This is a genomic window from Demequina aurantiaca (genome assembly GCF_050598105.1).
In the GTDB taxonomy this organism is placed as follows: Bacteria; Actinomycetota; Actinomycetes; order Actinomycetales; family Demequinaceae; genus Demequina; species Demequina aurantiaca_A.
Map to the genome: position 1 here is coordinate 1,032,381 of NZ_CP192436.1, position 23,636 is coordinate 1,056,016.

Consider the following 23,636-nt stretch of genomic DNA (forward strand, 5'->3'; position numbering starts at 1 on the left):
AGCCAATCCGAGCGACGCATCGGCCGCTGGCGGGGCGTGCAACTGGGGGGCGTGACTGCGTTGCGCGCATCCCCGCTAAAATCGGGGAGTGACTTCCGCGAACCCAGAATTTGATGAGAACCGCTACGACTTCCACGCGCTCGAGGAGCGCTGGCAGCCGGTGTGGGCCGACAGCCAGCCCTTCAAGGCCGGGGATGCGGACGATGCTCGTCCCACCAAGTACGTGCTCGACATGTTCCCGTACCCCTCGGGCGACCTCCACATGGGTCACGCGGAGGCATACGCGCTCGGCGACGTGATCTCGCGCTACTGGATTCAGCGCGGGTTCAACGTGCTGCACCCCATCGGGTGGGACTCGTTCGGGCTGCCCGCGGAGAACGCGGCCATCAAGAACAACCTGGATCCCCGCGACTGGACAGAGGCGAACATCGCGCAGCAGCGCGCCTCGATGGAGCGCTACGCGTGCTCGTTCGACTGGGACCGCGTGCTCGCGACCCACCGCCCCGAGTACTACCACTGGAACCAGTGGATCTTCACGCGCATGTTCGAGCGCGGACTCGCGTACCGCAAGCCGTCGCTGGTGAACTGGTGCCCCAAGGACCAGACCGTGCTCGCCAACGAGCAGGTGGTGCAGGGGCTGTGCGAGCGTTGCGACACCCCCGTCACCAAGAAGAAGCTCACGCAGTGGTACTTCAAGATCACCGACTATGCGGACCGCCTGCTGGACGACCTCGAGGGCCTCGAGGGCAAGTGGCCTGACAAGGTCATCGCGATGCAGCGCAACTGGATTAACCGCTCGCACGGCGCGGACGTCGAGTTCGCGATCGAGGGCCGCGACCAGCCCATCAACATTTACACCACGCGCCCGGACACCCTCTATGGGGCGACGTTCATGGTGGTAGCCGTGGACTCGGACCTGGCCGCGGAGCTCGCGGCCGATGCGGACGACGCCACCCGTCAGGCGTTCGACACGTACGTCGCCGCGGTCAAGGGCGCGACGGACATCGACCGTATGGCCACGGACCGCCCCAAGACCGGGGTGTTCCTGGGCCGCTACGCGACCAACCCTGCCAACGGCGAGCGCCTGCAGATCTGGGCGTCGGACTACGTGCTGGCCGACTACGGCCACGGCGCCGTGATGGCCGTTCCCGCGCACGACCAGCGAGACCTGGACTTCGCGCGCACCATGGACCTGCCTGTGCGCACGGTCCTGGACTGCCGCGACGAGGACGGCACGCCGCTGGGCGACCCGGCCCAGACCGGCGTGGCCGCAACTGGCGACGGCGTGCTCATCAACTCCGGAGACCTCGACGGACTGGACAAGACGGCCGCCATCGAGGCCATCGTCGCCCGCCTGGCGGCCGATGGAGTAGGTAGCGAGACCACTAACTATCGCCTGCGCGACTGGCTAATCTCCCGCCAGCGCTATTGGGGCACGCCTATTCCGATCGTGCACTGCGAGGCCTGCGGGGAGGTCCCCGTCCCGGACGACCAGCTGCCAGTGGAGCTTCCGCCAACGGACGGACTCGACCTCACGCCCAAGGGCAAGTCGCCGCTCGCCGCCGCCACCGACTGGGTCAACACCACGTGCCCCAAGTGTGACGCCCCCGCGCTGCGCGACACGGACACGATGGACACCTTCGTCGACAGCTCCTGGTACTTCCTGCGCTTCCTGTCGCCGGGCAAGTCCGACGGACCCTTCGACCCGGCAGAGGCGTCCCGCTGGGCGCCGGTGGACCAGTACGTGGGTGGAGTGACGCACGCGATCCTGCACCTGCTGTACGCGCGCTTCTTCACCAAGGCCCTGAGCGACATGGGCTACGTCGACTTCGAGGAACCCTTCCTGGCCCTGCTGAACCAGGGCATGGTCCAGATGGACGGGTCCGCGATGTCCAAGTCGCGCGGCAACATCGTGCGCCTCAGCGACCAGCTCGACGAGTATGGGGTCGACGCCATTCGCCTCACCATGGCCTTCGCGGGTCCGCCAGAGGACGACATCGACTGGGCGGATGTCTCGCCCTCCGGCAGCGCCAAGTTCCTGGCCCGCGCGTGGCGACTCGCGCGCGACGTGACGAGCGAGCCTGGCACCGACCCAGCATCGGGCGACGTGGCGCTGCGCGCCCACACCCACAAGACGCTGGCCGAGTGCGCCGAGCTGGTGGAGAGCTTCCGCTTCAACGTGGTCGTCGCCCGCACCATGGAGCTGGTGAATGTCACTCGCAAGGCCATTGACACCGGCGCCGGGGCGGACGACCCCGCGGTGCGCGAGGCTGCCGAGGTGGTGGCGATCCTGCTGAGCCTGTTCGCGCCGTACTGCTCGGAGGACATGTGGTCGATGCTCGGCCACCAGAACGTGGCCCACGCCGGCTACCCCGAGGTCGACCCAGCCCTGCTGGTGGAGGAGACGGTGACCTGCATTGTCCAGGTCAAGGGAAAGGTGCGCGCCCGGCTCGAGGTGGACCCCGGCATCGGCGAGGATGCGCTGCGCGAGTTGGCGCTGGCTTCCGAAGCCGTTCAGCGCTCGCTCGACGGCGCGGGAATCCGCACCGTGATCGTGCGTGCGCCCAAGCTCGTGAACATCGTTCCCGCCTAGCGCGGAGCGCATCACTCGGAGTTGGCGTGCCCGTTAAGTATTGACCTGTCTGGAAGCGGGCAAACGTGACCAACGCCACGTTTCCGAGACCCTTTTTTGGCCGAGACCGCACGTACACTTGCTTCAGTCGCACCGTTCCGCGGCACCACCCAAGCCTCTCCGCCAAATGGCGAAGGCTTTGTTGCGCGCCAGTCCGGTTTTGGTAGCGCCCGAAAGGATTTCACGTGGCTGAACGCACGGTAGCCGTCATCACCGACTCGGTATGCGGCCTGGCAGGGAGCATCGCGGCCGAGTTTGGCGTGTACATGATCCCGGTTCGCGTCACGACGCCGGACGGCACCTTCATGGACGGCGTGGGCTTCGGTCCCGACGAGGCGATCGCCGCGATGGATGCGGGCAAGAGCGTGGAGACGGCAGAGCCCCAGGTCGCCGCTATGCAGACGGCATTTACGGAGTGCGCGAACGCGGGCGCCAAGGCAATCGTGTGCGTGCACGTCAGCAGCGAGTTGTCCGGGACCGTCAGCGCGGCACGTGCAGCCGCCGCCACCTCCCCCATTCCCGTGACCGTGATCGACACCGGCACCACCGGAATGGCCCAGGGCTACGCGGCGCTGGCGGCCGGCGCAGTGTCGCTTGCGGGCGGCTCCGCGGACGAGGTTGCGGAGACCGCACGCGCTACCGCCAAGAGTTCGCAGGTGTACTTCACGGTCGACACGCTCGATTACCTGCGTCGATCCGGCCGTATCTCCGGTGCGATTGCGACGTTCGGTTCGATGCTGAAGTTGCGCCCGATCATGAGTATCCGGGAGGGCAAGGTCGAGTCCATCGACCGCAAGCGTGGCACGGACGCCGCTCGAGCCGACGTGCGTGGACTAGCCGAGCGAAGCGCTGCAGCGATGCTGCGCCCCGCGGGCGCCGTCGGATTGGTGGGATCGCAGTCGGTTCCCGCCGAGTTCCACATGAGCATCCACGGGCCGACGCTCGAGTCCGACCCCCCGACGTCCCTCGCGATCCACACCGGCCCCGGCATGTACTACGCAGCCGTTGCCCAGATGCCGCAGGCGTACTTCGACGTGCTGCGCGGATCGAGCGTCGGCGCACCCTAGCCGCAGTCCCGCGCGAGCGGGCACTTCGCCGCTACTGTGGTGACCATGAACACAGTCGCCGTGATCGCGGATTCGTCCGCATCGCTGCCGCCCGCACTGGCCAAGAAGTGGGGCATCATCGTGGTCCCGCTTCAGGTTATTGTCGACGACCGCGCGTTTCGTGAGGGCGAGGAAATCAGCCCCTCGGAAGTGCTCGCACACCTCGTGGGTTCGCGAGCGGTGTCCACCTCCCAGCCCGGCGTCGAGGCGTTCCAGGCGGCGTTTAGGCGCGCTGCCGAAGCAGGGGCGACCGCGGCGGTGGCGGTGCTGATCTCCGGCGAGATGTCCGGCACAGTAAATGCTGCGCTGACGGCCGCGCAGAGTGCCTCGATCCCGGTCGAGGTGGTCGACACTCGCAACGTGGCCATGGCCTCCGGCTTCGCGGCGTTGGCGGCGAGCGCTATCGCGGCAACGGGGGCGGAGATGGCAGCGGTCGCGCAACGCGCCCGCGAGGTGGCGGCGTCTGCCTTCTGCGTGTTCACCCTCGATAGCCTCGAATACCTTAAGCGCGGCGGGCGGGTGAGCGCAGCGACGGCCATGATCGGCGACGCCCTCAGCCTGCGCCCCGTCGTGGAGATACGCGAGGGCAAGCTCGTGGTGTTGGACCGGGTCCGCACCACGGCGCGCGCGCGCCGAAGCATGCTCGATACGATCGATGCCCGGTTGGCGACCTATGCCCGGCCCGCCGCGGCGATTATGGTCCTGGGTGAGGAGCAGTTCGGGAACGACATTGCGCTCCTCGTCGAGAGTAGGCACCCCGAGCTCGCGATGCTGGTGCGAACCCCGGTCAGCGCAGTGCTCGCGGCGCATGCCGGACCGGGTGCCCTCGCCGCGGTGGTCGTGGACCTGCCCGGCGACGTCGCCTAGAGAGAGTCGTGCGGGTGGCCCCCGACTGATGCTCACAGGCCCAGGCACTGGTGTGGCGGTCCGCTTTGGCGAGCGTAGGCGGACGATGGCGCAGTTCGTTATTTAGCCTCGAACGATGGACGATGATCATTCGGATCCTCACCGCGATACGGTCGGTGAGCGCTGGCGCGAGGGTGTCGCGCGCCAGGCGCGGGCCGTCTACGAGTCTGCGCACGGCAACCCAGTCAGCGACGAGGCGCGCGGGGTGCGGTGGTCTCTCACGCCGCGCGTCGCGTTGACCGCGTGCGTGGTGATCCTGGTCTTGGGGGCGGTCGCGCTGTGGGTGTCACGGGCGCCGGTCGGGACCCTGCTCACCGGTTTGGGCCCGGAGAGCGCGGCCCCCTCGGCATCGGCCGGAATTACGCAGGCTTCACTCGATCCCGACGCGGGAAGCCAGGAGGGCTGGGCGAGCGAGGGCGACAGCACGATCGTGATCGTGGATGTGGCCGGTTACGTCGCCGCGCCCGGCGTGCGGGAGCTTCCCGCTGGGTCAAGGGTGGGGGACGCGATCGACGCCGCCGGCGGTCTGCTTCCCGATGCTTCGCGGGACACCCCCAACCTGGCTCGCGTGCTGGTCGACGGCGAGCAGGTCTACGTGGCGGGAGCAGAAGACGAGGGCGCCTCCGCGTCCCAGCCAGGAAAGATCAACGTCAATCGTGCGGACGCTCAGGAGCTGGAGGAGCTCCCCGGGGTGGGCCCCGTGCTCGCTCAGCGCATTCTTGAATACCGCGAGGGGCATGGCCCGTTCACGTCGGTGGGTGACCTCGAGGAGGTGTCCGGGATAGGGCCGTCCTTGCTCGCGCAGTTGGCCGAGGCGGCAACCGTGTGAAGCCGCGCCACGACGCGAGGTTGGTTCCCGCCGCGATTGGGGCTTACGCCTGCGCGGGCCTGGCCACGGGAGAGGTGCTGGCGGTGTCGCAGGTGCGCGCGCTCGTAGCGGTGGCAACTTGGGCCGCGTGCGCCGCGACACTCGTGTGGGTAGTCGCGCACGTGCTTTCCCACAGAACCGCGGCCCGGCTAGGTTCCGCTCTCGCGCATGTCCTGTTGGCGGCCACGGTGGCCATCGTGGTGACGTGCAGCGCCGTGGCGCACATGAACGCACGTTGGGAGGGAGGGTTCGCTGAGGCGGTGTCCGGTTCCGGGCCCGTAGACCTCCAAGCGGTCGTCGCCCGTGAACCGGTTCCCTTGACGAACCCGGGGTTCGACGGGGAGCCCCGGCACCGAGTGGAGGTCGCTGTGCGGAGTTGGCGGCCGGAAGGACCTGCCGGGGCGAGCCAATGGCCTTCGTCCGTCGACGCCGCCACCATCGCGGGCCCCGGTGCTGCCTGGCTTCCCGCGGCGGCGACGATCGAGGTGATAGGTGGCGAGGACATCGCGGCGCTTGCCTACGGCGACCACATCACGCTCGAAGCCTCCCTCAGCCGGGTGCGGGGCGAACGCGCGGTCGCCATCGGCTGGGATGGACGGGTCGGCACCACCCGGCCCGCGACCGGTACCGCCGGTGCGATCGCGAATATCCGGGAGAAATTTCGCGAGGCGACGGACGGGCTACCCGCGCCGGTGCGGGGGCTGAGCCGCGGCATGGTGATCGGCGATACGCGTTCGATGCCAAGTCAGCAGCGCGACGACATGCGCGTGTCAGGCCTGACGCACCTCACCGCGGTGTCCGGCGCCCACTTCGCGGTCGTGGCGGTGCTGCTGCATGGCGTGTTGCGCAGGCTGCGGCTAGGTCGGGCGACCCGCGCGGTCGTGGCGGCAGTCGGAATGGGAGCCTTCGCACTGCTGGTGTTTCCGGATGCGTCGGTGGTGAGGGCGCTGGTCATGGCGCTCGTAGGCGCGCTCGCCATCCTGTGGGGTCGCCCGGCACATGGACTTCCCGCGCTGGCAACCGCCGTGATCGCCCTGGTGTGGGTGGATCCCTTCGTGGCGCTCGAGCCGGGATTCGCGCTGTCGGTGAGCGCGGTCGCTGCGATCATCCTGTGGGCCCCGCGCTTACGGGTGCTCCTGGAGCGCGTCGTGTCGCCGACGCCCGCCCTGCTCCTGTCGGTTCCGCTCGCCGCTCAGGCGGCGTGCGCGCCAATCCTCATCCTGCTCGAGCCGCGGGTGAGCCTCTACGCGGTGGGCGCGAACCTGCTTGCCGCGCCGTTGGCCGCGCCGGTGACGCTCACAGGCCTGGGCGCCGTGATCATCGGGCCGGTCTCCCACAGCGTCGCCACCTTCGCGGCGTGGCTCGCTAGCCTCCCGGCCTGGCCGGTGGCCGTCGTAGCGTCCGCCGCCGCCTCGCTGCCAGGCTCGACAGTGTCTTGGCCGCAGGGAATTGCAGGAGCGTTGTCGTTGGCGGCGCTCACGGCCGCGGGCATGTGGTGGACGGTGGCACGCGGGCCGCGACTACTCAAGACCCTCGCCACGTTGGTCGCGCTCATCGCGATCATGGTCACGGCGAAGGCGGACCGCGTGTGGGAGTGGACGAGCCCTGTGCCCGGCGAATGGGCGGTAGTCGCGTGCGACGTGGGTCAGGGCGACATGATGATGCTGCGAGTCGATCAGCACTCCGCGGTGCTGATCGACGCCGGGCCCGGCGACGGCACCGCGGCCGCGTGTCTGCGCCGCTTTGGGGTGTCGAGGGTCCCGCTACTCATCCTTACTCATCCCCACGCCGACCACGACGGGGGAGTTGCCGAGGTGCTGGCGGCCGCTCGCGTCGACACGGCGTGGGTCCCGCACCTCGCGACGGTTAATGGCCTCGACGAGGCCGCCGAGATGATGCGGCGCGGCGGGGTCTCAGTCGAGGTCCCGCGCCCAGGTGCCTCGTGGCGCGCCGCGCAGGTCGACGTCACTCTGCGGCTGGCGTCGCCGGCGGCCTCGGCTCCTGCTCCCGCACCGCGGGCGGACGGCGAACTTTGGGCGTCGCAGCTGGACGGCACCGACCTCAACGACGCGTCGCTGGTGGTGTCCGGCATTACCCAGGGGGTGAGTTTCCTAGCGCTCGGAGATGTGGAGACGGAAGCTCAACGGGACCTAGAAACGACCATCGAGGGCACGCTCGCGGTGGACGTTGTCAAGATCCCGCATCACGGTTCGCGGGTGCAGGAAGCGGGTCTGGCTGCTCGCATTGAGGCGGCCGTCGCAGTAGTGAGCGTTGGCGCGGCCAACAACTACGGGCACCCCTCGAGGGAGGCGCTCGAGCTGTACGGGCGGGGCGGGACGAGAGTCATCAGGACCGACGAGTGTGCGGATGTGGTGGTGTGGAGAGAGGACGGCCTGCGCGTGGCGTCCGGTTGTCAGTAACGCATGGCAGGCTAAGCACATGGCAGCACGCAACCCCACCTCGGAAGCGACCTGGTTTAAGGCCGCCCCCGCGCCGCTGGTCCTAGTATCCGGCCCGGAGTCGGTTCTGGGCGAACGGGCAATCGACAGGATCGTGCTCGCCGTGCGAAAGCGCGAGGAGTCGGTGGCAGTGACCCGGCTCGAGGCCGGCGCCTACAGTCGCGGCGCGCTCATGTCCGCGACGAGTCCCTCGCTATTTGCGGAGCCCGGCATAGTCGTGGTGGAGGGCGCCGAGGCGATGAACGACGAGTTCCTCGCGGACGCCCTGGCCTACGTCGAGGCGCCGGATCCCTCCGTAGTCGTTGTTATTCGCCACGGAGGGGGAGTGCGCGGCAAGAAGCTGCTCGACGCGCTGAAGGCCGCGGGCGCCCCGCAATACACCTGCCCCGCGATCAAGAAGGACGCAGAGCTGGTGGACTTCGCGATGGGGGAGTTCGAGCGTGGCAAGCGACCTGCGCCAGCCAAGGCAGTGAGGGCGTTGGTGGACGCCATCGGCGGCGACGTCGCCGAACTGGCCGCCGCCTGCTCGCAGCTGATGAGTGACGTCGACGGCACCATCGGCGAGGAGGCGGTCACCAAGTACTACGGGACTCGCGTGAACGCCACCGGATTCGCCGTGGCCGACGCAGCTGTCGCGGGCAAGGTGGGCGACGCTCTCGCACTGGTGCGTCACGCGGTGTCGACTGGCACAGACCCCGTGCCGCTCGTATCCGCGCTGGCCCTCAAACTCCGCACGCTGGCCAAGGTGGGCGCTGCGCGGGGGAGAGGCCTCGACCCCGTGAGGGATATGAAGATGGCGCCGTGGCAGGTCGACCGCGCGCGACGCGAACTGCAACATTGGAACGCCAACTCGCTGGCGGAGGCCATTGAGTTGGTCGCGCAGGCTGATGCGGACATCAAGGGCGGCGGCCGCGCGCCGGACTTCGCGCTCGAGCGAGTGGTACGCCGAGTGGCGGGCCTCGCCTCGAGTTAACGGCGCGTCAGCGAGCCAGGGCCGTACTCGGCGCTGGGGGCGACGGGACGCTGACCACCTCGGTGGGTTCAAACAGGTGCCCCTGAAACTGGTGGAAACCGAGCGTCACGGCCTCGGCCAGCTCCGCCTGGGTCTCGACGCGTTCGGCGACTAGGACCCTGTTGTTGCCCCTCGCATGGCTCAGGAGTGCGTCCTCGCGCCCGGAAATATCGCGAAGATCTATCTTCACGAAGTCGGCGAAGGGAAGCAGCTGGCATTGAGTGTCAGTTGCGACGAAGTCGTCGAGCGCGACTCTAAAGCCCTCGGCGCGCAGTTCCTGTATGCGGGTCAGGAGCGCGTCGGACATCACGGAGGATTCGGTAATCTCGATGATGACTTTGCGAGGATCGCAGCGAAGGTCGCGGTGCGCGAGTAGGTAGGTATCGCTGAAATTCACCGACGCGTCGAGCCCGCGGGTGACATCCGTGCCCTGGTGGAGGGCGGCCGCGATGACGTGCTCCGTGGCGAGGTCCTGCTCCTGGTGCGTCCACAGGTCGCAACGGGAACCCTTGAACCCGGCCGCGCGGAAGAGTAGTTCGTAGCCCAGCAGTTCGCCGGCGGCGGTGAACAAGCCTTGACGACCCACGAGGATGGGTACCGACTTGTGGGTCGCAGTGGCCTCGGGGTGGGTGTGGTGCCACAGCCTCGGCTCCGGGGAAGGCGAGACCAGATCGCTTTCGGGCAGCACAAAAGCCCCGGTCGCGCGCGGCGTGCCGGGGCTATATGTGATGAGACTAGAGAGCTGCGACCTGCTTGGCGAGGGCCGACTTGCGGTTCGCTGCCTGGTTCTCGTGGATGACACCCTTGGACGCAGCCTTGTCGAGCTTGGTGGTCGCGGTCAGCAGCGCGGTCTGCGCTGCAGCCTTGTCACCAGCTGCGATAGCGGTACGTACCTTGCGGATGTGCGTCTTCAGCTGCGACTTGACGGCGACGTTGCGCGCGCGAGCCTTCTCGTTGGTGCCGATACGCTTGATCTTCGACTTGATGTTTGCCACGTGGATCCTCTAACGGTGATGGTAAGAAACTTGGGGTGACACGCCCGACGGGCGCGCACACGACCGCTAATGCTACCAGTGATGGCACTCAATTAGCGAACGCGAGACCTGTTCGTACCGAGCGTACGGGAGAATGGCGCCTTCGCGCCGCACCGCGCTCGGGTCGACACGCAACACTCTATCAAGCCGCACCTCGCTTGGCCGTCCCTGACGGTCCCAATCTCCGGATCCGAGGTCGAACCAGTATCGGCCCCAGTGCGCCTCAGTGGCAGCATTGCGATCGCGGTCCTTGCTGGTGAGCATGAGCCCCAGTAGCCAGTCGCCGTCCCGGCCGATCAGTAGTACCGGGCGGTCCTTGCCGTTCGTGAAGTCCTCCTCGAAGGGCACCCAGGTCCACACCACCTCGCCTGGATCGGGGTTCCCGTCCAGCTTGGGAGAGTATTCAATGTCGAAGCGGCCCTCAAAGTCACCCGGGTACGCCGGTGGGCCACTGCGCGCCGAGCGGGGCTTGAACGCGCTTTTCAGCCTCGCGAAAGCGCGGGACATCCGGGACTGTTTTGCGGTGCTCATGCTTGTTTACGCTAGCGCGACGGGCGTGGCGCCCGGCGCCCTGCCGTCGGCGTGTTCCGGGTTGACGGTTGGGTGAGGCCCGATGCTGTCGGCGGGTTCCGCGTGCCCGAACAGGAATCCTTGGCCGTACTTCCAGCCGTGCCGGCGGGCGATGGTGTACTGCGCCTCGGTTTCGATGCCCTCGATGACTCCGTACATTTCGAGCGATGCGGTCAGACCCGCGATGGCGGTGGAGATTCTGTCGCCAGTCGACCGGTCTCCTAGTCGCAGCGTGAACTCCCTGGCCAGTTTCAGGCCGGCGACCGGGTTCTGCAGCACCGAGGAGAGCGACGAGTAGCCCGTGCCAAAGTCGTCGATGATGAGGTCGACGCCCATGGCCGCCAGGCGCTTGAGGTCGGACTGCTCCGCCGGGGTGGTGGCGAGCATTCCCGACTCGGTGATCTCGAGGGCCAGGCGGTCTGCACCCACCCCGGTCTCCTTGAGCACTGACTTCACGACGCGGCTGAGGTCTGCGCTTCCAACCTGCCGAGTTGAGACATTCACTAGTACCTTGCCGCGAAACTCGGGGCGCGAGGCGATGAAGTGGCACGCCTCGATCAGCACCAGCCTGCCGAGCTCGATCACCAGGTTCGCCTCTTCGCAGACCTCGATGAATTCCTGGGGCAGAAGTAGCCCCCGCGTGGGGTGTTCCCATCGCACGAGCGCCTCGTAGGAGACGATCTCCCGGTTACGTAGGTCGACGACCGGCTGGTAGTGGACCCGTAGCTGCCCGTCCGTCAGCGCGGTGCGGAGCTCCGCCTCGACCGAAAGGCGCGACAGCGCGTTAGCGTGAACCTCGGCACGGAACACCTCCGACCGCGCCCTGCCCGCCTGCTTGGCGGCGTACATCGCGAGGTCTGACCGACGTACGAGGGTCTCCGCGGTGAGGTTGTAGTCGGAGAGGGCTATCCCGGTGCTGATGGTGAGTTGGATGGTGTGGTCCGCCACGTCGAGCGGAGCTTGGACGGCGTCGGTGACCACCGCGAGCAGACCCTGGGCGGCATTCTCGCTCAGGATCGAGCTGAGTACCACCACGAACTCGTCGCCCCCGAGGCGCGCGACGAGGTCTGAGGGTCGCACCGCACCAGAGATGCGACGCGCGATCTCGACGATGGCCTGGTCGCCTGCGTCGTGCCCGAGCGAGTCGTTGATGAGCTTGAAGTGGTCGATGTCGATGAAGAGAACCGCGATCGGCGAGGCGTGGGCCGCCTTGGCCAGGGTGCGGGTCAGGGTCTCGATCAGCAGGGATCGGTTGGGCAGCCCCGTGAGGTGGTCGTACTGCGCTCGGCGTTGCAGGAGCTCCTTAGCGCGGCGCACCTCCGTGACGTCCTCGATCTGCAACACGCACGTGTGCCGGCCCGAGTCCTCGTTGCGGGTCACGTCGGAGACGGTCACGCGGGTCCAAACGGTGTCGCCATTGCGGTGCACGAACCGCTTCTGCGCCTGGTAGTACGGCAGCGATCCGGAGGTGGCGGCGGTCATCATCTCGCGGTCGCGACGCAGGTCGTCAGGATGAGTGTGCGTCGAGTAGTGCGAACCTACGACGTCGGCGCTGTCGCGTCCGAGCATGCGGGCGAAGGCATCGTTCAGCGCGACGTAAGTGCCCGCCTCATCGATCAGCGCGATGCCGATGGGTGAGTCTCTAAACGTCGAATCGAATAGCGTGCCGTCGTGCTTCATGTGTCCCCCCAGGACGTTGCCTGTTGTGCTCGCGGCGCCGACTCGACGTCGTCGTCGGTCCGCGCCCACCTACGCAACATCTATCGGCAACCTCGGTCCGCGCATAAAGGTGGTGATTCGTGGGACGATAGAACCCTATTTCCGCCACCACCCAAGGAATATTCAGCAACGTGTCACTTGACCCTCGTATTCAGCCTGCCTCGACTGACCCGAGTCTGATTCGCAATTTCTGCATCATTGCGCACATCGACCACGGCAAGTCGACCCTGGCCGACCGCATGCTCGGCATCACCGGGGTTGTGAGCGAGCGTGCCTCCCGCGCGCAGTACCTGGACCGCATGGATATTGAGCGTGAGCGCGGCATCACCATCAAGTCGCAGGCCGTGCGCATGCCCTGGGAGGTCGAGGGGGGTGCTCACGCGCTCAACATGATCGACACCCCCGGCCACGTTGACTTCAGCTACGAGGTCTCGCGTTCGCTCGCCGCGTGCGAGGGCGCCGTGCTGCTCGTCGATGCGGCTCAGGGCATTGAGGCCCAGACCCTCGCCAACCTGTACCTGGCGATGGAGAACGACCTCGTCATCATTCCGGTGCTCAACAAGATTGACCTGCCCTCTGCCGACCCCGACCGGTACGCCGCCGAACTCGCGCAGCTCATCGGGTGCGATGAGAGCGAGGTGCTGCGGGTCAGCGGCAAGACGGGCCAGGGTGTCTCGGAGCTGCTCGACCGCGTGGTTCGCGACATTCCGCCGCCCCAGGGCGATGCATCGGCCCCCACGCGGGCCATGATCTTTGACTCCGTCTACGACACCTACCGCGGCGTTGTGACGTACATCAGGGTGATCGACGGCGGGCTCAAGCCAAAAGACAAGATCGCGATGATGTCCACGCTCGCGACGCACGAGCTCCTCGAGATCGGCGTGATCAGCCCAGAGCCAGTGCTCACCAAGGGGCTCGGCGTAGGTGAGGTGGGCTACCTCATCACCGGTGTGAAGGACGTGCGTCTGTCCAAGGTCGGCGACACGGTGACGCTCGCGAACAACCGCGCCAAGGAGTCACTTGGTGGCTACCGAGACCCGCGGCCGATGGTGTACTCGGGTCTGTTCCCGCTCGACGGCTCGGATTTCCCCATCCTTCGCGACGCGCTCGACAAGTTGCAGCTAAACGACGCCTCCCTCGTGTACGAGCCCGAGAGCTCGGTTGCGCTCGGCTTCGGCTTCCGTTGTGGCTACTTGGGACTGCTGCACCTCGAGATTGTTCGCGACCGGCTCGAGCGCGAGTTCAACATCGACCTCATCTCGACCGCGCCCAACGTGGTTTACCAGGTCGAGATGGACGACGGCAAGATCATCGAGGTCACCAACCCCTCGGAGTTCCCCGGCGGCAAGATCAAAGAGGTCCGAGAGCCCATCGTCAAGGCATCGATCCTGGTACCGAGCGAGTTTATCGGCACGGTGATGGAGCTTTGCCAGGAACGTCGCGGCACCATGGGCACGATGAATTACCTGAGCGAGACCCGCGTAGAGATGCACTACACGCTGCCCCTGGCCGAGGTCGTGTTCGACTTCTTCGACCAGCTCAAGTCGCGCACCAAGGGCTACGGATCGCTCGACTACGAACCCGACGGCGACCAGGCCGCGGACCTGGTCAAGGTGGACATCCTGCTCCAGGGGGAGACCGTCGACGCGTTCAGCGCCGTGGTGCACAAGGATGCCGCTTACGGGTACGGGTTGTCGATGGTGGGCAAGCTTCGCAAGCTGATCGATCGCCAGCAGTTCGAGATTCCCATCCAGGCGGCGGTCGGCGCGCGCGTGATCGCGCGCGAGACCATCAAGGCGATCCGCAAGGACGTGTTGGCCAAGTGCTACGGCGGCGATATCTCGCGTAAGCGCAAGCTGCTCGAGAAGCAGAAGGCCGGTAAGAAGCGCATGAAGAACATCGGCTCGGTCGAGGTTCCCCCTGAGGCCTTCATCGCGGCGCTATCGACGTCCGACGACGGTGCCGACAAGGGTAAGAAGAAGTAGCGGTGTCTGTCGCGCAGCCACAGTCGGCGCCGATGCGCGACTTCGGGGTCTACATCCATGTCCCGTTCTGTTCCGTTCGCTGTGGATACTGCGACTTCAACACCTACGCACCCGGCGAGGTCGAGGGCGCCACGCGCGAGGGTTACGTCGAGGCCGCACTGGGCGAGATGAAGCTCGCGCGCGAAGCCATGACGGGCGACGCTCGCGCCGCCTCCACTGTTTTCTTTGGCGGCGGGACGCCGACAATGCTGGATCCAAAGGCACTGATCGCCCTGCTCAACGGGGTCCGACAGCACTGGGGACTCGCCGAGAACGCGGAGATCTCCACCGAGGCCAATCCTGACTCCGTGACCGCAGCCTCCCTGTCGGCGCTCGCGGCGGCGGGGTTCACGCGTGTGAGTTTTGGGATGCAGTCAGCGGTCCCGAGCGTGCTCGCGACGCTCGAGCGCACCCACAATCCCGACAATGTCGAGAGGGCCGTCGTCTATGCGCGGCAGGCGGGTCTCGCCGTAAGCCTCGACCTCATCTACGGCACGCCGGGGGAGACGCTGGAGGACTGGAACGCGAGCCTAGACGCCGCGATTTCGCTCGGGCCGGATCACGTGAGTGCGTACGCGCTCGTGATCGAGCCGGGCACCAAGATGGGCGCGCAGCTTCGCCGCGGAGAGGTCGAGCCCGTCGATCTCGACACGCAGGCAGACATGTACGAGGCCGCGGAGGCACGACTGTCGGAGGCAGGCTTCGCCTGGTACGAGGTGAGTAACTGGGCCCGCGAGCCGAGCCAAGCGTGCAGGCACAACATGGCTTACTGGCGCAGCCAGGACTGGTGGGGAATCGGGCCGGGGGCACACAGCTACTTGGGTCCACGGGTCGGCTCCGACGGCACCACCCTCGGCGCTGAGCGCTGGTGGAACGTGAAGCACCCGCGCGCCTACGCGGCTCGCATCGGCTCGGGGGAAAGCCCCGCACAGGAGCGCGAGCCCCTGACCTCCGAGGACCTCGCCCTGGAGACGGTGATGCTGCGCATCCGGCTGGCGGAGGGAATCCCCCGGGATCTGGTGGCGCCAGACAAGACCGCCCAGATCGCGGCGCTCATCGGCGACGGGATCGTGGACGGTCGAGCCGCCATGGTGGGCCGGCTGGTACTCACGCTACGTGGGCGCCTGCTCGCCGACGCCGCCGTGCGCGCGCTCACCTAGCCCTCGGACCATCGTCAGGTAGTTACCCCGAGCGGGCGGTCCCTACTTCACAAAGGGAATAGAGAGCGGGACCTTGTAGTACTCACCGCGTTGCGCCGCCGCGCCGGCGATGAACGAGATCACGATCGAGTAGATCACGTACGCGATCCACAGCGGGATGGTGAGGAGGAACCCGAAGAAGAAGGTGATGAAGCCGATCACGACGGCCGCAATGGCGGCGAGGACGACGGTCAGCTGCAGGTTGAGGTTCTGCTTTCCGTGCCAGTCCACGAGCGCGCTGCGGTCTCGGTAGATCAGCCACATGATCAGCGGGATCATGAAGCCCAGCGTGCCCCCCGACAGGATCGTGGCGATGGCCGCTGCGAAGTGAATCCACATCGAGATGGTCCGCGCCTCGGATTCGTACATAGGCGCCGGGGTGATAGGTGGTGAGTAACCGCCCGGCTGGGGAGTCTGGGGAGGCTGGGGAAACTGCGGTGTTGCGGGAGATTCGCTCATGGCTAGAGACTGCCACGAAACGACAGAGCCCCGCATCCTTCCGTGGAGGGATACGGGGCCCTGGTTCGCGTCAGGGTGTGAAGTAAGGGTTGTTACTTCACCAAGCGAACATTGAGCGGGTACCGGTAGGTCTCGCCCTTGTTCGCCTTCATCGCGCCCTGGATGCAGAAGATAAGGCTCAGCACGAATGCGGCCAACACCAACAGGAAGCCGATCAGAACGATCGAAAGAATCCAGCCGATGACGTACATGGCGGTGATCAAGATGCCGAAGTTCAGGGCCTCTTTGGCCTCGTCGCTGACGAACTTGCTGCGGTCCTTGCCCATGAGCCAGAAGATAAGCGCCGGGACAAAGCCGAACAGAATCGTTCCGATGTGGGAGAGCGTGACCCACAGGCGTGCGTCGCTGTCGGACAGCGGCTGCGCAGCCACGGGCTGACCCGCTGGCTGACCTGCTGAAGGTTCGGGAGGGGGTGGGGGAGGTGTGCTGTCAGTCATGTGTTTTCTCCTCAGTGACTTAGAAGTGGACGGTTCGCTGGCCAGGCTCGCTGGGCACCGCGGATTGTCTGGACACAGTTGGACCGCGACTACGAGACTGTCAACTCGTCCAATGTATCGACAATGCGGACCCAATGTACAGATGTGCCCACGTAGGAGGGGCGATGGGCACCTATCGCGAGTCGCCAGGTCGCGCCAATGGCCCCATGGCGGGCCCTCCGAAGGCTCCTCGTCAGACAATGTAGAATTGGCACTCGGGTAATGAGAGTGCCAGCCGCGGGTGCGCCCCGCGCGGTGCGATGCCCAGCACCCGACCTATGACGACTCGCCGAGGGGAGGACACGATGATTGACGACCGCCGCCGTGCAGTTCTGCACGCCATCGTCGAGGGATACGTGTCCACCTCGGAACCAGTGGGATCCAAGGCGCTGTCTACGCGCCAGGAATTGGGAGTGTCGCCGGCGACTATTCGCAACGACATGGCCGCACTGGAGGAGGAGGGGCTCATCGCGCAGCCGCACACCTCCGCCGGGCGCATCCCCACCGACAAGGGCTACCGCTCGTTCGTCGACCACGTCGCGGCCTCCGCGCTGCAGGACTCCCAGAAGCGCGCGATCACTACCTTCTTATCCGATGCGGTGGACGTCAACGACGTCGTGGAGCGCTCGGTGAGGCTGCTGAGCCAGCTCACACGCCAGGTTGCCGTGGTGCAGTACCCCTCGGTGCGTGAGAGCGCGGTGCGGCGAGTCGAGCTGGTACGCATGAGCCCAGCGCGCGCGCTCGCCGTCGTGGTGTCGGCCGATGCTCGGGTCGAGCAGGCCACCATCGCGCTAGACGGCGACCCGAGCGGCGACGAATTCGAACGGGTCGCCCGAGAGGTCAACCAGGTCGCGGTTGGCTCGACTCCCTCCGGGCTGCAGGACGCCCTCGAGACGTGGTCTACCAGCGACGGCCAGCCGGACTGGGCCACAGCGCTCGCGACGGCGGTCTCCAAGTCCGCGCGCGGCGGTACCGTAGAACGCGTCGTTTTCGCAGGGGCGTCGAACCTTGCGCGGGCAGGAACGGACTTCGAGGCTGATGCCGTCGGATCGGTACTTGACGCTCTTGAGGAACAAGTTGTGCTGTTGCGGTTGTTACACGAGATGACCGGGCAGAGCCAGGACGTGGCGGTGCGCATTGGGTCCGAGACCCAGCACGAGGCGTTAGCGCGCACGTCCATAGTCGCCGCAGGGTACGGAGCCGACAACGGCGGACTGTCCCTGCTCGGCGCACTAGGACCTACACGGATGGATTACCCAGGGACGATGGCCGCGGTACGCGCCGTCGCCCGCTACTTGTCGAAGGTTGTGGAAGCTTAAGTGAATGACTACTACTCCGTCTTGGGCGTCCAGCGCGACGCCAGTGAGACTGATATCAAGAAGGCCTACCGGAAGCTCGCCCGCGAGTTCCACCCCGATGTTGCGGGGCCGAGCGGCGAGGCCCGCTTCAAGGAGGTGGGCGCCGCCTACGAGGTGCTGGGCAACTCGGACAAGCGCGCAAAGTACGACCGTGGGGTAGATCCCCGCGGCGGTCACAGCGGCCAGAACGCGGGCCCACAGGGCTTTGGCTTCGAGGACATCTTCGAGACCTTCTTTGGCGGCGGGCAGCAGCAACGCCGTGGCCCCGCGACGCGGATGCAGCGTGGCGGTGACACGCTGGTGACGGCGGAACTCACGTTGGACGAGGTGGTGTTCGGCGTCAAGCGGGACATCCAGGTTGACCTTGCCGACACGTGCAGCACCTGCAGCGGCAGCTGCTGCGCGCCCGGAACGTCGCCGCAGCAGTGCCGCCAGTGCAACGGTGCTGGACACGTTCAGCGCATGGCTCGCTCGCTGCTCGGCAACGTGATGACCACCTCGCCGTGCCCCGTCTGCGGCGGCTACGGGTCCACCATCCCGCAGCCCTGCGCGGAGTGCTCCGGCCAGGGGCGCACGCACTCCCGTCACACGGTGACGGTGCAGATCCCGGCTGGCGTCGAGACCGGCACCCGTATCCGGATGTCCGGCTCAGGCGATGCGGGAGTGGCGGGCGGCCCCAAGGGTGACCTCTACATCGAGATTCGCGAGAAGGCTCACCCGACCTTCGAACGCGAGGGTTTCGACATCCACTGCACGCTTCACGTCCCGATGACAGCCGCGGCGCTCGGAACGGTCATGGGCCTCGATACTTTCGATGGCGCTCAGGACGTCGAGGTCCGCGCCGGCGCGCAGTCCGGCTCCATCGTCAAGCTCAAGGGCCTCGGCGTAGGCAAGTTGCAGCGCTCCGGACGCGGAGACCTGCTGGTGCGCCTCGACGTTCAGACACCCGCAGAGCTGACCGACGAGCAGACGGACCTGCTCCGCCAGCTCGCCGCACTGCGCGGCGAGGAGATGCCCGAGGCTCACTTGGCTCCCATCGGCGGCGGAGTGTTCTCCCGTTTGCGCGACACGTTCATGGGCCGCTGATAGGCGCGCTCGGCGGGCGATCGTCTCGCGACAACCAAGGGGGCTTTACTCTAGAGGGATGACCGACACCGACTGCTTGTTCTGCCGCATCGTGGCGGGCGACATTCCCGGGGACAAGGTCGCCGAAACCGACACTGTCCTGGCCTTTCGCGACCTCTCTCCGCAGGCGCCCGTTCACGTGCTGGTGATCCCCAAGGTTCACTCGCCGAACGTCGCCGCGCTCGCGGCCTCCGACCCCGCGCTACTGGCGGACATGGCCGTGGTGGCGCAGGGAGTTGCCGACGCGGAGTGTGGTGGCGAGTTCCGATGGATCTTCAACTCGGGGGCCACCGCCGGTCAGTCGGTCTTCCACGTCCACGGCCACGTCCTTGGCGGCCAACAACTGGGATGGAGTCCCGCGTGAGCCCCAATCGAGTCGTAGTCGTCGATAACTCTCAAGTAGCCGAGCTGCTGGGGTACAACGACACCGTTATTCGCGTCGTCGAAAACGCTTACCCCGCCGTTTCCTTCCTGGTGCGCGGCAATGAGATCTCCCTTGAGGGGGCGGCCGCGGACATCGACGAGGCCGCCAACGTGATCGAGGAGTTGCGCGACATCTTGGCTGCGGGCGCGCCCCTCAACCCTGACGTCGCTCGCGAGACTATGCGCATGCTGCGCGCGTCTCGCGTCGAGGAAGTCGCGGTCGAGGCGGAACCCGAGCCAGCACCCAAACCCAAGCCCGCACCCCCAGTAGTGGTCCCCAAGCGTACGAAGTCCGCACCCGAGGCGCCGGTAGTGGTCCTTGAGCCTACGGACCCCGAACCTGAGATCGAATCGGACTCCATGCCGGTGGTTGAACCCGACCTCGCACCTGAGCCTGACGTGGATCCAGCAACGGGGAGCGAACAGGAGCCCCAGCTAGTGCCGGACGGCGCGCCTGAGGTTGAATACGAGCCCGAGCTCGCAGCGGAACCTTCTGTAGCGGTCCCTGAACCTACGGAGATCGAGTCGCCACTGGGCGAGTCCGAAACCGCTCAACCCGTGGCTGGCTTCCCGGTCGAGTTCATTGACACGCCGGAGCCCGCGGCGGCACTCGCCGTCGACGTCCCCGAGCTCGCGGGACTTGCGCCCGAGTCACCAGAGGCGGTCCCCTCAGGCGCGGAACCCGTAGCCGAGTCACCCGTGGCGGTCCCCGCCGAATCCAAGACGGCCACGGCGCCGCGCCCGGCCCAGGTGCTCGGTCGCACCGTGCTCAGTTCGCGCGGCCGCACCATTCGACCAAAGACCGAGGGTCAGGCGGACTACGTCAACGCGATCGAGCAACACACGATCACGTTCGGCATCGGTCCCGCCGGTACGGGAAAGACCTATCTCGCGATGGCGCAGGCCGTGGCGGCGCTACAGGCCAAGCGAGTTACCAGGATCGTCCTGACTCGACCCGCCGTCGAGGCGGGGGAGCGGTTGGGCTTCCTGCCCGGCTCGCTGAGCGAGAAGATCGACCCCTACCTTCGCCCGCTGTACGACGCCCTGCACGACATGCTCGATCCTGACTCGATTCCGCGCCTCCTGGAGGCGGGGACCATAGAGGTCGCGCCGCTGGCTTACATGCGCGGGCGCACGCTTAACGACGCCTTCGTGATCCTCGACGAGGCTCAGAACACCACCCGCGAGCAGATGAAGATGTTCCTGACGCGTCTTGGGTTCGGGTCGACGATGGTCGTCACGGGCGACGTCACCCAGGTCGACCTGCCGGGAGGCACGCAGTCGGGCTTGCGCGCCGCGAGCGAGATTCTGACGGGGGTGGAGGACATTGCATTCTGCCGCCTGAGCGCGGATGACGTGGTGCGTCATCGCCTGGTCAGCGACATTGTGACGGCCTATGCCACCGCGGACGAGACCAACGAATCCCCGGCCTCGCGCCGATCATCGCGCACGGACGGCCAGCAGCGCCGGCTCAACACCAATGGAGAAAAACCATGATCGACGTCAACAATGAGACCGATGCCGTGGTCGAGGAGATCGAGTTCGCCGAGTTGGCGACCTTCGTGCTGCGCGAGATGCACGTGGCCGATGGCGCGGAACTCGCGATCCTGTTTGTAGACGAGCCCACCATGGAGCAGCTCCACATTCAGTGGATGGACGAGCCGGGCCCCACCGATGTGCTGAGCTTCCCGATGGACGAGTTGCGCCCGGGCACCCCCGAGGAGCCGACCCCCGCGGGCCTGCTCGGGGACATCGTGGTGTGCCCGAGCGTCGCGGCGAGGCAGGCGAAGGTCGCAGGCCATGCGGCCGACGAGGAGATGCTCCTGCTTACCACCCACGGCATCCTGCACCTCCTCGGCTACGACCACGTCGAGCCCGAGGAAGAAAAGGAAATGTTCGCACTACAGCGCCGGCTGCTGCTGACCTTCCTCGCCAGCCGCGCATGACGCGAACCTTGACTGAACCCGGTATCCATGGATAGCGCCACCGTGACGTGGCTCATCGTGATCGGCGTCGTGAGCCTGATCGGTGCCGCGGTGTTGCACGCCGTGGTCGCCGCATTCGAGCAGCTGCCGTATGCGGACGAACGCAGGATCGCCGCCCGCGTACGAGGAGATGGCCGTCCCACGGCCGCAGCCAGGCTCGCGTCGCTCCCGGAACACACCGACAACGCCGCGTCCGTCGCGTACGCGATCCTCGAGGCTGTCGTGATTGTCTGCTGGAGCGTGCTCGCCTGGAACCTGGGCGTCGAGCTGGGGTGGGCGACGTGGTTCACCATCCTGATGGCCATCGTCGTCGCCGCGTTCATCGCGCTGATGCTGATTCGTGCGATTCCGCGCCAGTTGGCGAGGACCCACCCGTTGGCGACTGTCGCCACGGTGGCGCCCGTCGCATCGGCGCTGATCAACCTCACGACGCCGGTGCGAGCCGTCGTACCCGCGCTGCGCATGCCGGCACTGGCCGAGCCAGAGGACCTGGTTGAGCAGGCGCAGGACGCGCTGGAGGACGCCGACGCTGAGCTGCTGCGCAGCGTCGTGAGCCTCGGAGACACCCTCACCCGTGAAGTGATGGTCCCGCGCACCGACATGGTGACGATCCCCTCGGGCACCTCTGCGCGCAAGGCGATGGTGCTGTTCATGCGCTCCGGATTCTCGCGCGTGCCGGTCATCGGCGACGGCGTCGACGACACGCTGGGGGTCGTGTATCTCAAGGACGTAGTGAAGGCGACCTGGAACGATGCCGACAAGCTATCCAAGTCAGTTAACAAGTTCATGCGCGAGCCGGTGTTTGTGCCCGAGTCCGTGCCTGTCGACGACCTCCTGCGACGCATGCAGCAGTCGATCTCCCACATGGCGATTGTGGTGGACGAGTTTGGCGGAGTCGCCGGGCTCGTGACGATCGAGGACACGCTGGAGGAGATTGTTGGCGAGGTGGTCGACGAGCACGACCGCACCACCCCTGACGCGGTGGAGCTCGCGACCGGGGGGTACCGTGTGCCTGCGCGTTACCCGCTCGACGAACTGGGCGAGCTGTTTGATATTGAGATTGAGGACGACGACGTCGAGACGGCCGCCGGCCTGCTCGCGAAGGCGCTGGGCAAGGTACCGATTCCCGGCTCCAGCGTGACGACTCATGGGTTAGTGATGCTCGCGGAACGAGCAGAAGGGCGCAGGCGCCGCCTGACGTCGATTGTTGTGGTCAAGGAGGCCGAAGATGACGAGTAACACTCCCTTTAGGAGCGGGTTCGCGTGCTTTGTGGGCCGACCCAATGCGGGTAAGTCCACACTGATGAACGCGCTAGTGGGGCAGAAGGTGGCGATCATGTCATCGCGGCCGCAGACCACGCGCCGGGCTATCCGCGGAATTGTGCACCGTGAGGATTCCCAGATCATCGTGGTCGACACGCCGGGCTTGCACCGGCCGCGCACGTTGCTGGGAGAGCGCCTCAACGACCTGGTGCGTGAGACCTTCAACGAGGTCGACGTGATTGGCATGTGCCTGCCGGCCGACGAGAAGATTGGTCCCGGCGACAAGTGGATCGCGCGCGAACTGGCTCAGGCCCGCGCCCCCAAGATCGCGATCGTGACCAAGATCGACAAGGTACCCAAGCCTCAGGTGGGTGACCACCTGATCGAGGTCTCCGAGTTGGCCGACTGGTCCGACATTGTGCCCGTGAGCTCCGTCGAGGGCATCCAGGTCGACGTGTTGAAGGACGTGCTCACCAAGTACCTCCCCGAGGGACCGGCGCTGTACCCCGACGGCGAACTCACCGACGAGCCCGAGCAGGTCATGATCGGCGAACTCGTGCGCGAGGCCGCGCTGGAGGGCGTCCACGACGAGCTCCCGCACTCGATCGCGGTTCAGGTCGAAGAAATGGTCGAACGCCCGCAGGCCGCAGACGACCCGCGGGTGCCGCTGCTCGAGGTGCGCGTCCAACTGTTCGTCGAGCGCGACAGCCAGAAGGGCATCATCCTGGGCCACAAGGGCGAGCGACTGCGCAACGTCGGCACCAAGGCGCGCAAGGAAATCGAGGCGCTGTTGGGCCGCAGGATCTACCTGGACCTGCACGTCAAGGTTGCCAAGGAGTGGCAGCGCGACCCCAAGCAGCTGGGCCGACTCGGGTTTTGACAATGGGTAGTCGAAAGGGTTCGATAAAGGGGTGTGGTCGCGCTCTCACGGCGTGATGACCAACACGCCGGTAGGAAC

General features: G+C 66.6%; 21 protein-coding genes. 15 read left to right on the forward strand and 6 right to left on the reverse strand.

Annotated features, from left to right (window positions below):
- Positions 1-88 precede the first annotated feature (88 nt).
- From leuS to holA, 6 genes are all read left to right on the forward strand, one after another.
- Complete coding sequence (gene leuS / locus ACQU6B_RS04620) at positions 89-2,593, forward strand: leucine--tRNA ligase (protein ID WP_430868875.1); 2,505 nt, start codon at positions 89-91, stop codon at positions 2,591-2,593.
- A 224-nt stretch (positions 2,594-2,817) separates the two neighbouring features.
- Positions 2,818-3,699: a DegV family protein gene (locus ACQU6B_RS04625; RefSeq protein WP_430868876.1), complete on the forward strand. Its 882-nt coding sequence runs from the start codon at positions 2,818-2,820 to the stop codon at positions 3,697-3,699.
- 45 nt (positions 3,700-3,744) lie between these two features.
- A complete protein-coding gene (locus ACQU6B_RS04630) occupies positions 3,745-4,605 on the forward strand; it encodes a DegV family protein (protein WP_430868877.1) in 861 nt (286 codons plus the stop codon).
- A 115-nt stretch (positions 4,606-4,720) separates the two neighbouring features.
- On the forward strand, positions 4,721-5,473 hold the full coding sequence (locus ACQU6B_RS04635) for a helix-hairpin-helix domain-containing protein (protein ID WP_430868878.1): 753 nt from the start codon (positions 4,721-4,723) through the stop codon (positions 5,471-5,473).
- Positions 5,470-7,932 (forward strand): ComEC/Rec2 family competence protein, encoded by a 2,463-nt coding sequence (locus tag ACQU6B_RS04640; RefSeq protein WP_430868879.1) that lies wholly within the window; start codon positions 5,470-5,472, stop codon positions 7,930-7,932. Before ACQU6B_RS04635 ends, ACQU6B_RS04640 begins: the two co-directional genes overlap by 4 nt.
- A gap of 19 nt (positions 7,933-7,951) precedes the next feature.
- Positions 7,952-8,944, forward strand: a complete 993-nt coding sequence (gene holA, locus ACQU6B_RS04645) for a DNA polymerase III subunit delta (RefSeq protein WP_430868880.1) — start codon at positions 7,952-7,954, stop codon at positions 8,942-8,944.
- Between the two features lie 7 nt (positions 8,945-8,951).
- Here the strand turns inward: holA and ACQU6B_RS04650 are convergent, their stop codons facing one another.
- From ACQU6B_RS04650 to ACQU6B_RS04665, 4 genes are all read right to left on the reverse strand, one after another.
- The gene (locus ACQU6B_RS04650) at positions 8,952-9,671 is read right to left on the reverse strand and encodes an EAL domain-containing protein (RefSeq protein WP_430868881.1); all 720 of its coding nucleotides are present in this window, start codon (positions 9,669-9,671) and stop codon (positions 8,952-8,954) included.
- A gap of 46 nt (positions 9,672-9,717) precedes the next feature.
- Positions 9,718-9,978, reverse strand: coding sequence for a 30S ribosomal protein S20 (gene rpsT / locus ACQU6B_RS04655; RefSeq protein ID WP_430868882.1), 261 nt, complete (start codon positions 9,976-9,978; stop codon positions 9,718-9,720).
- Between the two features lie 72 nt (positions 9,979-10,050).
- A complete protein-coding gene (locus ACQU6B_RS04660; RefSeq protein ID WP_430868883.1) occupies positions 10,051-10,548 on the reverse strand; it encodes a type II toxin-antitoxin system PemK/MazF family toxin in 498 nt (165 codons plus the stop codon).
- Between the two features lie 6 nt (positions 10,549-10,554).
- Complete coding sequence (locus ACQU6B_RS04665) at positions 10,555-12,267, reverse strand: putative bifunctional diguanylate cyclase/phosphodiesterase (protein ID WP_430868884.1); 1,713 nt, start codon at positions 12,265-12,267, stop codon at positions 10,555-10,557.
- 170 nt (positions 12,268-12,437) lie between these two features.
- Here ACQU6B_RS04665 and lepA point away from each other — a divergent pair, with 170 nt between their 5' ends.
- Both lepA and hemW read left to right on the forward strand, forming a co-directional pair.
- On the forward strand, positions 12,438-14,291 hold the full coding sequence (gene lepA, locus ACQU6B_RS04670) for a translation elongation factor 4 (RefSeq protein ID WP_430868885.1): 1,854 nt from the start codon (positions 12,438-12,440) through the stop codon (positions 14,289-14,291).
- 2 nt (positions 14,292-14,293) lie between these two features.
- Positions 14,294-15,490 carry a radical SAM family heme chaperone HemW gene (gene hemW / locus ACQU6B_RS04675; protein ID WP_430868886.1) on the forward strand — a complete coding sequence of 399 codons (1,197 nt, stop codon included), beginning with the start codon at positions 14,294-14,296 and terminating at the stop codon, positions 15,488-15,490.
- Between the two features lie 42 nt (positions 15,491-15,532).
- Here hemW and ACQU6B_RS04680 read toward each other — a convergent pair whose 3' ends face one another.
- On the reverse strand, positions 15,533-15,898 hold the full coding sequence (locus ACQU6B_RS04680) for a DUF4870 domain-containing protein (protein WP_430868887.1): 366 nt from the start codon (positions 15,896-15,898) through the stop codon (positions 15,533-15,535).
- Between the two features lie 182 nt (positions 15,899-16,080).
- Positions 16,081-16,485, reverse strand: coding sequence for a DUF4870 domain-containing protein (locus ACQU6B_RS04685; RefSeq protein ID WP_430868888.1), 405 nt, complete (start codon positions 16,483-16,485; stop codon positions 16,081-16,083).
- Between the two features lie 317 nt (positions 16,486-16,802).
- Between ACQU6B_RS04685 and hrcA the strand changes: the two genes are divergently transcribed.
- From hrcA to era, 7 genes are all read left to right on the forward strand, one after another.
- On the forward strand, positions 16,803-17,843 hold the full coding sequence (gene hrcA, locus ACQU6B_RS04690) for a heat-inducible transcriptional repressor HrcA (protein WP_430868889.1): 1,041 nt from the start codon (positions 16,803-16,805) through the stop codon (positions 17,841-17,843).
- On the forward strand, positions 17,844-18,968 hold the full coding sequence (gene dnaJ / locus ACQU6B_RS04695; RefSeq protein WP_430868890.1) for a molecular chaperone DnaJ: 1,125 nt from the start codon (positions 17,844-17,846) through the stop codon (positions 18,966-18,968). It abuts the gene before it with no gap.
- Between the two features lie 58 nt (positions 18,969-19,026).
- The gene (locus ACQU6B_RS04700) at positions 19,027-19,371 is read left to right on the forward strand and encodes a histidine triad nucleotide-binding protein (protein ID WP_430868891.1); all 345 of its coding nucleotides are present in this window, start codon (positions 19,027-19,029) and stop codon (positions 19,369-19,371) included.
- A 497-nt stretch (positions 19,372-19,868) separates the two neighbouring features.
- Complete coding sequence (locus ACQU6B_RS04705; RefSeq protein ID WP_430869210.1) at positions 19,869-20,927, forward strand: PhoH family protein; 1,059 nt, start codon at positions 19,869-19,871, stop codon at positions 20,925-20,927.
- Positions 20,924-21,376, forward strand: a complete 453-nt coding sequence (gene ybeY / locus ACQU6B_RS04710; RefSeq protein WP_430868892.1) for an rRNA maturation RNase YbeY — start codon at positions 20,924-20,926, stop codon at positions 21,374-21,376. The genes ACQU6B_RS04705 and ybeY overlap by 4 nt, the downstream gene beginning before the upstream one ends.
- Positions 21,377-21,403: 27 nt before the next feature.
- Positions 21,404-22,654, forward strand: a complete 1,251-nt coding sequence (locus tag ACQU6B_RS04715) for a hemolysin family protein (RefSeq protein WP_430868893.1) — start codon at positions 21,404-21,406, stop codon at positions 22,652-22,654.
- On the forward strand, positions 22,644-23,558 hold the full coding sequence (era, locus tag ACQU6B_RS04720) for a GTPase Era (protein ID WP_430868894.1): 915 nt from the start codon (positions 22,644-22,646) through the stop codon (positions 23,556-23,558). The genes ACQU6B_RS04715 and era overlap by 11 nt, the downstream gene beginning before the upstream one ends.
- Positions 23,559-23,636: the final 78 nt, after the last annotated feature.